The organism is Qipengyuania citrea (assembly GCF_024171405.1).
GTDB lineage: Bacteria > Pseudomonadota > Alphaproteobacteria > Sphingomonadales > Sphingomonadaceae > Qipengyuania > Qipengyuania profunda.
In genome coordinates, this window is the sequence record NZ_JALJZT010000002.1 from 195,119 (window position 1) to 207,525 (window position 12,407).

Genomic DNA, 12,407 nt, shown 5'->3' on the forward strand with positions numbered 1-12,407 from the left:
ACGAGTGAAGCTGGATTGCCGCGCCGCCTTCGGCGCCTCGCAATGACCAGAATGGAGAGGAATACATATGTCGCTTGGCGCGATGCAGGACTGGGGCATGCGGATCTCGCATGTGATCGACCACGCAGCCCGGGAAGCCCCGAACCGCGAAATCGTCACCCGCTGGGCGGATGGCAGCGAGACCCGCACCGACTGGGCGGGCGTGCGCCGTGATGCGAAGAAGATGAGCCAGGCGCTGCAGGCGCTGGGCCTCGGCAAGGGCGACAAGGTCGCCAGCCTCGCCATGAACCACGCGCGCCACCTGGTCAGCTGGTTCGGCGTCGCGGGGATGGGCGGGGTGCTGCACACCTGCAATCCGCGCCTGTTCGAAGACCAGCTCGAGTACATCGTCAATCACGCCGAGGACAAGGTGATGATCTACGATGCGGCGTTCCAGCCGATCGTGGACAAGATGCGCGACAAATGGCCCACGGTCGAACATTACATCTGCTTCGACAGCGGCGAGCACACCACCAGCTTCGAAGACTGGATCGGCGAGCAGGACGGCGACTTCGAATGGGTCGATGGCGACGAGCGCGACCCCTGCATGATCTGCTATACCAGCGGCACCACGGGCAATCCCAAGGGCGTGCAGTACGAGCATCGCTCGACGCTGCTGCACGCGCTGGCCGGACTGCAGCCGTCGACCTTCAACTTTACCGCGTCCTCGGTGATGCTCCCGGTGGTGCCGATGTTCCACGCGGCCAGCTGGGGCCTGCCCTATGCCGGGGCGATGGCAGGGATCAAGTTCGTCTTCAGCGCGGTCAACGACCCCGCAGTGCTCGACGAGGTGATGAAAACCGAGAAGGTCACCGATTCGGCGGGCGTGCCCACGGTGTGGCTGGCGCATTTCCAATATTGCGACGCCAACAATCTCGAACTGCCCAAGCTGCGCGCGGCGACGATCGGGGGTTCGGCCGCGCCGCGCTTCATGATCGAACGGCTGATGAAGAACGGCACCCGCGTCCAGCATGCCTGGGGGATGACCGAGACCTCGCCGATCGGCACCGTTGGCGGCCCCACGGCCGACTGGGACCAGCTGACCTTCGACCAGAAAGTCGAGAAGACGATGAAGCAGGGCCGCCCGATCTTCGGCGTGGAACTGCGCACGGTCGATCTCGATGATCCGACCAAGGTCCTGCCGCGCGACGGCGAAAGCTCGGGCGCGCTGCATATCCGCGGGCCCTGGGTGGTGAAGCGCTATTTCAAGGCCGAGGAAGACGCGATCGATGCGGACGGCTGGTTCAACACCGGCGACGTGGCGATCCTGCATCCCGACGGCACGATGCAGATCACCGACCGGACCAAGGACGTGATCAAGTCGGGCGGCGAATGGATCAGCTCGGTCGAACTCGAAAACGCCGCGGTTGGCCACCCGGCGGTCGCCGAAGCCGCCGCCATCGGCATGATGCATCCCAAGTGGGACGAGCGCCCGGTGCTGTTCGTGGTCAAGCAGGAAGGCAAGGAAGTCACCGCGGAAGAGGTGATCAACTTCCTGTCCGACAAGGTCGCCAAGTGGTGGCTGCCCGATGCGGTCGAATTCGTCGACGACATCCCGCACACCGCGACGGGCAAGATCAGCAAGAAGGACCTGCGCGAACGGTTCAGCGACTACGCGCTGGAGATCTGACCATGGCCGACAGCTATATCGATCCGAGCCCCGCGAACTTCCAGGCGTTCAAGGACCTGCCGCGCGACGAGCCGATCCACATGCTCAACCTGCTCGAATATCGCGAGCAGGCGGAATATCCGGAAGGTCACGAACACGCCGGCAAGGGCTGGAGCGGGCGGCGCGCCTATGAGGAATACGGCAAGACCAGCGGCCCGATCTTCCGCCGCGTGGGCGGTGAGATCGTCTGGCGCGGCAGCTTCCAGACCATGGTGACCGGCCCCGACGCCAAGCGCTGGCACGACGGTTTCGTCGCGCAATACCCCAATTCGGGTGCCTTCTTCGCAATGATCAAGGATCCTGAATACCAGCAGGCAGTGGTCAACCGCACCGCCGCGCTGGCGGACAGCCGCCTGATGCGCTTCACGCCAGGCGAAGCGGGTGAGGGGTTCTAGTAGCCTCCCCGGTAGGGGGAGGGGGACCACGAAGTGGTGGAGGGGCACCTTCACTGCTCGGGCAGGTCGCTCGCTCGCGCGTCGCATATGTCCAGTAAGCGCGTTATCGTCGCTTCGATATCGTCCATCACTGCCGCGGCGGGGATCCGCGTAGTTGCGATTCCCTGCGAGCGCAGGAACGCCGATTTGGCCTGATCCCTTTTTATTGTTTCCGCGCTGTCATGCGCCCAGCCGTCGACCTCGATGGCGAGCCGCAGCCGCGCGCAATAGAAGTCAATGATGTAGGCGCCGGCGGGATGCTGGCGGCGGAACTTGAGGCCGCGCGGACGCCCGCGAAGATGTCGCCAGAGAATTCGTTCGGGCACCGACATTTCGCTACGCAGTTGCCTTGCGCGTTTGACTGTGTCCCGTGGTCCAGTGATCATAGGATGTGCCCCTCCACCGCCTTCGGCGGTCCCCCTCCCCAGGGTGGGGAGGCTGTCATAGCAACCGCATCTGTCCGCCTAGCGCGGGCGGCCTGAACTGCGTGCAATCCAGCTCGAACTTCGCCTTGCCCAGCCCGGCGCGCTTGCAGGCGAGGCGGAAGCGCGCGCGGAAGAGATCCGCCCATACGCCGCTAGGCTTCATGCGAGTGTGAAAGTCGGGATCGTTGTCGCGTCCGCCGCGGATCGAGCGGACGATGCCCATTACCTTGTCGCCGCGCTCGGGATAATGGACCGAGAGCCATTCGCGGAACAGCGGGGCGACTTCGTGCGGCAGCCGCAGCGGGATCCAGCCGGCGCTGTCGACCCCGAGCGCGGCCGCGCGCTGGACGATCTCTTCCATGAACTCATCGGTGATCGCGGGTATGATCGGCGAGACCGAGCAATGCGTCGGTACCCCCGCCGCGGCCAGTTTCCCCAGCGCCTGCAATCGCTTGGCCGGGGCCGCCGCGCGCGGTTCGAGCTTGCGCGACAGTTTCGGGTCGAGCGAGGTGACCGAAATCGCCACCGCCACCAGCCGCCGCTCGGCCAGTTCGGCCAGCAGGTCGAGATCGGCGAGCACGCGATCGGACTTGGTGGTGATCGTCACCGGATGGCGCGCGTCGAGGCACACTTCGAGCACCTGCCGCGTGATCCTGTAGCGCGCCTCGATCGGCTGGTAGGGATCGGTATTGGTCCCCATCGCCAGCGGGCGCGGGCGGTATTTGGGCTTGGCCAGCGTGGCGCGCAGCAGCTGCGCCGCATTGGGCTTGGCGAACAGCTTGGTTTCGAAATCGAGCCCGGGCGAGAGGTCGTGATAGGCATGCGTGGGCCGCGCAAAGCAATAGACGCAGCCATGCTCGCAGCCGCGATAAGCATTGACCGAGCGGTCGAAGGGCACGTCGGGCGACTGGTTGAAGCTGAGGATCGTCTTGGGGAATTCCTCGGTCACCTGGGTGCGCAGTTTTACCGGCAGGCCTTCATCGGGGGCGACCAACTGCTCCATATAATCGCGCCAGTCGCCGTCCTCCTCGCGCGTGGCGAGGCCGAAGCGCGTGGGCACCGCTGCGCCCTGTGCGCCGCGTCCTGACATGGCAGGGGCGAGTCGTCGTTCCATGCACGAGAACATACACGGAACAAAGCTGGCCTTCCATAGTCATTGCGAGCAAAGCGAAGCAATCCAGCGCTCCGTTGGTCCGGCTTGCGCAAGGAAGATGCATTGCCGCGGAGCCTTCGGCTCCTCGCAATGACTGGCTGGCGAATTTACCGCTCGCGCAGCCGCGGCATCAGTTCGACGAAATTGCAGGGGCGGAAGCGGCTGTCGAGCTGATGTAGCAGGATCTTGTCCCACCCGTCCTTCACCGCGCCGTTCGATCCGGGCAGCGCGAAGATATAGGTCCCGCGCGCCAGCACGGCGCAGGCGCGGCTCTGGATCGTGCTGGTGCCGATGGTTTCGAAGCTGAGCCAGCGGAACATCTCGCCGAAGCCGGGAATGTCCTTGTCCTTCACGCGGTCGAGCGCCTCGGGCGTCACATCGCGCCCGGTCAGCCCGGTGCCGCCGGTGGTGATGACGCAATCGATCTGGGTGTCGTCGATCCAGCGGTGCAGATGCGCGGCGATCTCATTCTTGCTGTCGCGGCTGATCTCGCGCGTGGCGAGGGTGTGCCCCGCGTCCACGATCCGCGCGGCGAGAATGTCGCCCGAGCTGTCATCGGCCAGCGTGCGCGTGTCGGAAACCGTGAGCAGCGCGATACGGACAGGTTTGAACGGGAGGCTCTCGTCGATCGGCATCAGCGTAAACCCGGGAACATCGGCCAGTCGTTTTCGGCCAGTTCCACCCGGCTGGGCGCCGGGGCATCCGCCTGGCGCAGATACATCCAGTAATTGCGCATCACGATGGCGACATAGCCGCGCGTCTCCCAATAGGGGATCGATTCCATATACAGCAGCGGGTCGCCCTGGTCACGGATCTCGCTTTCCCAGCGCGAAACCGGCGAAGGCCCGGCGTTATAGGCAGCCATGACCTTGGGCAGACGGCCCTGCGTGTAGCTCGAACTGCCCAGCGATTCGAGCGTGCGCTGCCCGAAGGCGAGATTGACTGCCGGGTCCTTGAGATCGGCGCCGCTGCTCATATTGATCGAGGCGGCATATTCGCGCTGCGTGATCGGCATGATCTGCATCAGCCCGATCGCGCCCGCGGGGCTGACCACGCGTTCGCGGAAATTCGATTCCTGCAGCGCATGCGCGAAGGCCAGCGCGGGGTCGACGCGCCAGCCGCCCACCGGGGTGCGGAAGGTGACGGGGTAGCGCAGGCTGGGATGCGCGCCTTCGCCGCGCGGCGCGTTATAGGCCATGAAGGTCTGTGCCCCGGTCAGGCCGAGCGCGCGCGCCAGCCGCGAGAGCGCGGGGTAATCATCGGGGTCGCCCGTGCGGACCAGCCAGGTCAGGTCGCGCTCGGCCTCTTCGCGCCGACCGATTTCGGCCAGCATGACCGCCTGCCGCGCGGCTTCCTCGTCGCGCAGGCGCCGCCAGTCGGCTTCGGTCAGATCGGGCTGCGCATGCGTGCGCGGCAGGTCGCGGCCCATCTGTTCATGCGCGAGCATCCCGTAGAGCGTTTCGGGAAAGCGGGCCGCGCCGCGCAATTGTTCGTCGGCCTTTTCGGGAAAGCGGCAGCGGATCAGCGCGCGGCTGGCCCAGTAATGCGCCGCGGCGGCGAGATTGGGGCTGACTGCACCCGCTGCGCTGCGCTGGAACGCTTCGGCGGCCTTGTCGCAATCGCCCAGCCGCCAGGCGGCGAGGCCCGCTGCCCAATCGCCTTCCGCGACCCAGGCCCCGCTGCCGCCGTCACGCGCGGTATCGGCCAGCGCCCAGGCCTGCGCGTCCTGGTTCTCGATGTAGTAGCTCCACGCGACCCGGTAGCGCCATTCGCCGCGCGCCTGCGAACTCAGCGTCGCGTCCACCCCGTCGAGCAGCAGGCGGGCGCCATCGGGATCGTCATTGGTGATCCGTTCGAGGATCGCCGCCTTGACGCTTTCGGGCATCGTCCCGTCATTGATCGCGCTGGGCCGGATCCGCTTGGTCGAGCCGGGCTGGCGCACCAGATCGCGCGCGCGCAGCAGGCTGGGCGGATTTTCGAGACCGCGGGTTAGCCCGAGCCGGACGATTGCCTCGGCCTCGGGGAGGCGCGCATAGCGGTCGAGCCAGCTTTCGATCCGCCCGAGTTCGATCCGCGGGCTTTCGGGGTGGAGATAATAGCTCGCCAGCGCCGCGCCGTGCAGCGGCCCGTCCGCGCGGCCCGCCAGCATGACCTCGACCCGGTCCCAATTGCGGCTGTCGATCGCTTCGAACAGCGAGCCGTAAAAGGCGCGGTCGTCGCTCGACAGCAATTGCGGCAGCGCGGCGGAATGCGAGCGGGTGAAATATTCGACGCTGCTCTGCTGCGCGAGCGCGGGCGCGGGCGCGGCGGGCAGCGCGGCGACGAGGATGGCGGCGAGGGTGAGGGGGAGTGGGCGAATGGTCATTGGGTCCAGTCCAGCCAGCGGTTCCAGAAATTCTCGCGCCGCGCAGCCGAGCGCGCGAGGTTGCGCAGATCGGGTGCGGCGAGCAGCGGATGGGGCTTGCCCGCACAATCGATCGACAGCGGCTCGCGCGCGCGTTCACGCGCAATGCCGAACAGTTCGAGCTGTGCGCGTCCGAACAGGAGCACGCGCTGCGGCGCGGCCAGCGCAATATGATGCCGCGCTACCTCGCCCAGCCCGCTGGCGGCCAGCCGCGTCCAGTCGGGCATGGCCGTGGGCACGGGGAGCGCGCTGGCGACATAGACGTCATGCGCTGCCAGCCCCATCGCACGCAGCATCGCCTCGGCAAATGCGCGCGCGCCCCCGCTCAGCAGGCCATCGCCATCGTCGTCGAAGGGCTGGGGCAGCAGCACCATCAGCGCGGCACCCGCGACCCCGCGCGGCGGGACGCGCCGGTCGAGCGCACCATCCGCCAGCGAAGGCGCCGTCATCCACCATTCGCGAAATTTTTCGAGCGTGTCGGGCAGTTCGGTCCGATCGATGCCCGAGGCCGTCCCGTCGGGCTGGTCGAGCGCGCGCTCGAGCGCGGTCTTGCGTTTGACCGGCGGCGGGGCGGGCGGCGGGGGAGCCGCTACGGCATCGTCGCTCTTGGGTTCGGCGAGCCAGCCGCTTGCCTCATCGGCGAAATCGGCATCGACGCCGGCCTCGCGCCACCAGTCGAGCGCGCCTTCGAGGCTCGCGAGCGCTGTAAAATCGCGCGGGTTCGGCGGGTCGGCGTGCATCATTCCTCGAAGCGCAGGTCTTGACCTCAATAGCGCCACCAATCAAGGCACTCGCACAAGTTACGCGACGAAAAGAGAGAGTCATGAGCGAACGCGAATCGATGCCCTGCGACGTCGTCATCATCGGCGGCGGTGTCGCCGGCCTGGCGGCAGCAATCCGGTTGAAGCAGATCAACGAGGACCTCGAGGTCGTGGTGCTCGAAAAGGGCAGCGAAATCGGTGCGCACGTGCTGTCGGGCGCGGTGGTCGATCCCAGGGCGCTGGACGAATTGCTGCCCGAATGGCGCGACATGGACTGCCCGATGGCGGAAACCCCGGTGACCGAGAACCACCACTGGGTGCTGTCGGCAACCGGCCAGTCGGACCTGCCCGAATTCCTGCTGCCCCCCTTCATGGGCAATCACGGCAATTACACCGGCTCGCTCGGCAATCTCGCTCGCTGGCTGGGTGAACAGGCCGAGGGTCTTGGCGTAATGGTCTTCCCCGGCTTCCCCGCGGCAGAGGTGCTGTTCGACGAGCAGGGCGCGGTGACCGGCGTGGTGACGCAGGACATGGGCATCGCCGAGGATGGCTCGCAGAAGGGCGATTACCAGCCGGGCATGGAAATCCACGCCAAGTACACGCTCTTCGCCGAGGGTGCGCGCGGCAATCTGACCAAGAAGATGAAGGCGAAGTACGACCTCGAGGCCGATTGCGAGCCGCAGGTCTACGGGCTCGGCATCAAGGAACTTTGGGACATCGATCCCGCCAAGCACGAGCCGGGCCGCGTGATCCACACGCAGGGCTGGCCGCTGAGCGAAACCGGCACCTGGGGCGGGGGCTTCCTCTACCACCAAGCCAACGGCCAGGTAGCGCTCGGTTTCGTGACTGCGCTCGATTACAAGAACCCTTACGTCTCGCCCTATCAGGAATTCCAGCGCTGGAAGCACCACCCGGCGATCGCGGCCATCCTCGAAGGCGGCAAGCGCGTGGCCTATGGCGGCCGCGTCATCAACGAGGGTGGCTGGCAGTCGGTCCCGAAGCTGGCCTTTCCCGGCGGTGCGCTGATCGGTTGCGCCGCAGGCTTCGTCAACGTGCCGCGGATCAAGGGCAGCCACACCGCGATGAAGAGCGGCATGCTGGCGGCGGAAAGCATCGCCGCGGCGATCGCCGGCGGTGCCGAGCACAGCGAGCTGATGGATTACGATGCCGCGGTCCGGTCGAGCTGGATCGCCGAAGAGCTGCAGAAGGTAAAGAACGCGCAGCCCGCGGTGGCCAAGTGGGGCGAAGACCTCGGCACCGTGCTGGCCGGCATCGACATGTGGATGCGCACGCTCAAGATCGGCCTGCCGATCACGATGAAGCATCACCGCGACCACGAGATGCTGCAGCGCGCCGATCTGCATCAGAAGATCGCCTATCCCAAGCCCGACGGGAAGCTGAGCTTCGACAAGCTGACCAATGTCGCCTTCAGCTACACCAATCACGCCGAGGACCAGCCGGTCCATCTGAAGGTGTGCGACTGGGAGCTGCAGAATACCAGCGAACTGGCCGAATACGACGGCCCTTCGAACCGCTATTGCCCCGCAGGCGTCTACGAATGGCTTGCCGACGAGGACACGGGCGAGATGAAGTTCCAGATCAATTCGCAGAACTGCATCCACTGCAAGACCTGCGACATCAAGGATCCGAACCAGAACATCGAATGGACCACGCCTGAAGGCGGGGGCGGCCCGAACTACCCGAATATGTGATCGCCGGCGTCGCTTGCTCTGTCATTGCGAGGAGCGAAGCGACGCGGCAATCCACGGCAGCGCCCTGGATTGCTTCGCTTCGCTCGCAATGACGAGGGAGCCTACGGGTGGCCATTGCTGAGATCGCATACGCCAAGATCAATCTCGCGCTGCATGTCCGCAACCGGCGCGAGGATGGCTATCACGAGCTCGAGACGCTGTTCGCCTTCGTCGATGCGGGCGATGTGCTGACCGCGTCCGCCGCGGCGCAGGACAGCGTGCGGGTGCTCGGGGAATTTTCCGGCGGGCTCGACAATCCCTTCGACAACCTCGTCGCCAAGGCGCTGGGCAAGTTTCCACGCGCCGAGGGGCTGGCGGTGACGCTCGAGAAGAACCTGCCCGTCGCGGCGGGGCTGGGCGGCGGGTCGGCCGATGCGGGCGCGGTCTTCCGCATGGTGCGCGAACGCTACAGCTTGCCAGAGGACTGGCACGCACGCGCCACCGCGCTGGGGGCCGATGTGCCCGCGTGTGTTGAGAGCCGTACCTGTATCGGCCGCGGGACCGGAACCGAGCTCGAAGCGGTGGACGAAAGCCTTGCGGGCACCCCCGTGCTGCTGGTCAACCCGCGCGTCCCGCTCGCCACCGGTCCGGTGTTTGCGCATTGGGACGGCACCGACCGCGGTGCGCTGCCAAAAGGCGATGCCGGCACCATTGCGCTGGAGGGGCGCAACGACCTCGAAATTCCGGCCATTTCGCTGTGTCCGCAGATCGCCGGCGTGCTCGCCGCATTGCGCGGAACCTCGCCCGTGCTCGCCCGTATGTCAGGCTCCGGCGCGACGTCTTTTGCGCTGTTCGACAGCGACGCCGCGCGTGACGAAGCCGCGGCACGCATCGCCGCCGAGCATTCGGGATGGTGGCAGCTGAAGGGATCCCTGCGATGATGATCGACAATCTGCCTTACCGCCAGGTCGGCACCGAGGACCTGCGGCCCGGCGGCCTGCTGTGCGTTGCCGATCACGCGTCCAACTTCGTTCCCGAAGACATCGAACTGGGCATCGATCGCAAACTGCTCACCGAGCATATCGCGGTCGATATCGGGGTCGAGGGGATCGCCGACCGTCTGGCGCGCCGCCATGGCATGCCCGCGCATATCGCCTGCGTCAGCCGGCTGGTGTGCGACATGCACCGCAAGGAAGACGAAGCCGCGGTCGTCCCGGCGACCAGCGACGGCCATCTGATCCCGGGCAATATCGGCGCCAATATCGAGGCGCGGCTCGACCGCTTTCATCGTCCCTATCACGCGGCGCTCGCCGATCTGATCGCGGAGGCGAAACCCAAGCTGCTGGTCGCGCTCCACAGCTTCACCCCCAGCCTCGCCACCAGCGACGAGGAGCGGCCATGGGAAGTCGCGCTGCTTTACAACCAGGATGATCGCGCGGCCCGCCATGCGATCCGCCTGTTCGGCGAGCAGGGCCTCAATGTGGGCGACAACCAGCCCTATTCGGGCAAGCAGCTCAATGCGACGATGGACCGCCATGCCGAAGCGCACGGCATCCCTTATTGCACGATCGAAATCCGCCAGGACCAGATCGCCAACGAGGCCGGTCAGGCACGCTGGGCGGTGATGATTGCCGACGTCATGGGCCGCGTCGCGCTGGAGTTCTGAGCTGGTCCTTTCGCCTGTTGCCGGGCGGAGGCGGTGCCGCGTTTCTCCTTGCGAAGGCGTGGAGGCAAATTTCCTTCCGCTTTCCCGTCATCCCCGCGAAGGCGGGGATCCAGCTGACGTGGCGTTAAAGAACGAAGGGCATCTGGGCCCCTGCCTGCGCAGGGGCGACGCGGCGGTTGCGGGCCCGAAGGTTCCTCCGGTCCCCAGCGCGCAAATCCCGCATCTAGCTTCGCGTAAAGATTTTCCGCTTCGACCCGCACCCGCGATCCTCTAGTCTGTCCTCCTCCCCGAAGCCGACCGGACCAATATCATGCCCGCCTATCGTTCCCGCACCACCACTCACGGCCGCAACATGGCCGGCGCGCGCGGATTGTGGCGCGCGACGGGCATGAAGGATGGCGATTTCGGCAAGCCGATCATCGCGGTCGTGAACAGCTTCACCCAGTTCGTCCCGGGCCATGTCCACCTCAAGGACCTCGGCCAGCTGGTCGCGCGCGAGATCGAGGCAGCGGGCGGCGTGGCCAAGGAATTCAACACCATCGCGGTCGATGACGGGATCGCGATGGGGCACGACGGCATGCTCTATTCGCTGCCCAGCCGCGACCTGATCGCCGACAGCGTCGAATATATGGTCAACGCGCATTGCGCCGATGCGATGGTCTGCATCTCGAACTGCGACAAGATCACCCCGGGCATGCTGATGGCCTCGATGCGGCTCAACATCCCCAGCGTGTTCGTGTCGGGCGGGCCGATGGAAGCGGGCAAGGTCGTGCTCAAGGGCAAGGAAGTCGCGCTCGACCTCGTCGATGCGATGGTCGCTGCCGCCGACGAAAGCTACACCGACGAGGAAGTGACCGCGATCGAGCAGAATGCCTGCCCGACCTGCGGATCGTGCAGCGGCATGTTTACTGCCAATTCGATGAACTGCCTGACCGAGGCGCTCGGGCTTTCGCTGCCCGGCAATGGCTCGACGCTGGCGACGCATGCCGACCGCAAGGGCCTGTTCGAACGCGCCGGGCGGCTCGTGGTGACACTGGCCAAGCGCTATTACGAAGAGGACGATGAAAGCGTCCTGCCGCGCACGATCGCCGGGTTCGAGGCGTTCGAGAATGCGATGAGCCTCGACATTGCGATGGGTGGATCGACCAACACCGTGCTCCACTTGCTCGCCGCCGCGCATGAAGCGGGGGTCGATTTCACCATGAAGGATATCGACCGGCTGAGCCGGCGGGTACCGTGCCTGTCCAAGGTCGCGCCCGCCAAGAGCGATGTCCATATGGAGGACGTTCACCGCGCGGGCGGGATCATGTCGATCCTCGGCGAGCTCGAGAAGGCGGGGCTGCTGCACACCGCGCTCCCCACGGTGCACAGTCCGACGATGGGCGATGCGCTCGACGATTGGGATATCGGCCGCACGCATAACAACAAGGTGCGCGAATTCTTTGCTGCCGCGCCGGGCGGGGTGCCGACGCAAACAGCCTTCAGCCAGGCGCGCCGGTGGGACGAACTCGATCTCGACCGCGAAAACGGGGTGATCCGCAGCGCCGAGCACGCCTTCAGCAAGGATGGCGGGCTCGCGGTGCTTTACGGCAATATCGCGCGCGACGGCTGCATCGTGAAGACCGCGGGTGTCGACGAGAGCATTCTGAACTTCTCGGGTCCGGCGAAGGTCTATGAGAGCCAGGACGACGCGGTCACCGCGATCCTTACCGGGCAGGTGGTCGAAGGCGACGTGGTGGTGATCCGCTACGAAGGGCCGCGCGGCGGGCCGGGCATGCAGGAAATGCTCTATCCGACCAGCTATCTCAAATCGAAGGGGCTGGGCGCGGCCTGCGCGCTGCTGACCGACGGGCGATTCTCGGGCGGAACTTCTGGCCTGTCGATCGGCCATGTCTCGCCCGAGGCGGCCGAAGGCGGGGCGATCGGACTGGTCGAAACCGGCGACAGGATCGAGATTTCGATTCCCGAGCGCTCGATCAACCTCGCGGTGGCAGACGAGGTGCTGGCCGAGCGCCGCGCTGCGATGGAGGCCAGGGGCTGGGCACCGGCCAAGCCGCGCGAGCGCCGCGTCTCGCCCGCGCTCGAAGCCTATGCCGCAATGACCACCTCTGCTGCGCGCGGCGCGATCCGCGACGTTTCGCAGATCAAGCGCGGCTGAGGCTTGC

Annotated in this window: 11 protein-coding genes; 6 read left to right on the plus strand and 5 right to left on the minus strand. The window is 66.2% G+C overall.

Annotated elements, in window-relative coordinates:
* The first annotated feature begins 67 nt into the window (after positions 1 to 67).
* Together J2S32_RS01825 and J2S32_RS01830 are read left to right on the plus strand one after the other, a co-directional pair.
* On the plus strand, positions 68 to 1,669 hold the full coding sequence (locus J2S32_RS01825) for a long-chain fatty acid--CoA ligase (protein WP_253515437.1): 1,602 nt from the start codon (positions 68 to 70) through the stop codon (positions 1,667 to 1,669).
* Between the two features lie 2 nt (positions 1,670 to 1,671).
* Positions 1,672 to 2,103, plus strand: coding sequence for a DUF1330 domain-containing protein (locus J2S32_RS01830; RefSeq protein ID WP_253515439.1), 432 nt, complete (start codon positions 1,672 to 1,674; stop codon positions 2,101 to 2,103).
* A 50-nt stretch (positions 2,104 to 2,153) separates the two neighbouring features.
* Here the strand turns inward: J2S32_RS01830 and J2S32_RS01835 are convergent, their stop codons facing one another.
* The 5 genes from J2S32_RS01835 to J2S32_RS01855 form a co-directional block, all read right to left on the minus strand.
* Positions 2,154 to 2,474: an endonuclease domain-containing protein gene (locus tag J2S32_RS01835; RefSeq protein ID WP_253515440.1), complete on the minus strand. Its 321-nt coding sequence runs from the start codon at positions 2,472 to 2,474 to the stop codon at positions 2,154 to 2,156.
* Positions 2,475 to 2,583: 109 nt separating this feature from the next.
* Positions 2,584 to 3,657: a PA0069 family radical SAM protein gene (locus tag J2S32_RS01840; RefSeq protein WP_367398963.1), complete on the minus strand. Its 1,074-nt coding sequence runs from the start codon at positions 3,655 to 3,657 to the stop codon at positions 2,584 to 2,586.
* A 170-nt stretch (positions 3,658 to 3,827) separates the two neighbouring features.
* A complete protein-coding gene (gene moaB / locus J2S32_RS01845; protein ID WP_253515442.1) occupies positions 3,828 to 4,355 on the minus strand; it encodes a molybdenum cofactor biosynthesis protein B in 528 nt (175 codons plus the stop codon).
* Positions 4,355 to 6,085 (minus strand): lytic transglycosylase domain-containing protein, encoded by a 1,731-nt coding sequence (locus tag J2S32_RS01850; protein ID WP_253515444.1) that lies wholly within the window; start codon positions 6,083 to 6,085, stop codon positions 4,355 to 4,357. Before J2S32_RS01850 ends, moaB begins: the two co-directional genes overlap by 1 nt.
* A complete protein-coding gene (locus J2S32_RS01855; RefSeq protein WP_253515445.1) occupies positions 6,082 to 6,867 on the minus strand; it encodes a hypothetical protein in 786 nt (261 codons plus the stop codon). Before J2S32_RS01855 ends, J2S32_RS01850 begins: the two co-directional genes overlap by 4 nt.
* 80 nt (positions 6,868 to 6,947) lie before the next feature.
* Here J2S32_RS01855 and J2S32_RS01860 point away from each other — a divergent pair, with 80 nt between their 5' ends.
* The 4 genes from J2S32_RS01860 (at position 6,948) to ilvD (ending at position 12,400) form a co-directional block, all read left to right on the plus strand.
* The gene (locus J2S32_RS01860) at positions 6,948 to 8,597 is read left to right on the plus strand and encodes an electron transfer flavoprotein-ubiquinone oxidoreductase (protein ID WP_253515447.1); all 1,650 of its coding nucleotides are present in this window, start codon (positions 6,948 to 6,950) and stop codon (positions 8,595 to 8,597) included.
* A gap of 107 nt (positions 8,598 to 8,704) precedes the next feature.
* Complete coding sequence (locus tag J2S32_RS01865) at positions 8,705 to 9,517, plus strand: 4-(cytidine 5'-diphospho)-2-C-methyl-D-erythritol kinase (protein WP_253515448.1); 813 nt, start codon at positions 8,705 to 8,707, stop codon at positions 9,515 to 9,517.
* The gene (locus J2S32_RS01870) at positions 9,517 to 10,242 is read left to right on the plus strand and encodes an N-formylglutamate amidohydrolase (RefSeq protein WP_253522872.1); all 726 of its coding nucleotides are present in this window, start codon (positions 9,517 to 9,519) and stop codon (positions 10,240 to 10,242) included. Before J2S32_RS01865 ends, J2S32_RS01870 begins: the two co-directional genes overlap by 1 nt.
* Before the next feature lie 310 nt (positions 10,243 to 10,552).
* Positions 10,553 to 12,400 (plus strand): dihydroxy-acid dehydratase, encoded by a 1,848-nt coding sequence (ilvD, locus tag J2S32_RS01875; protein ID WP_253515449.1) that lies wholly within the window; start codon positions 10,553 to 10,555, stop codon positions 12,398 to 12,400.
* Positions 12,401 to 12,407: the final 7 nt, after the last annotated feature.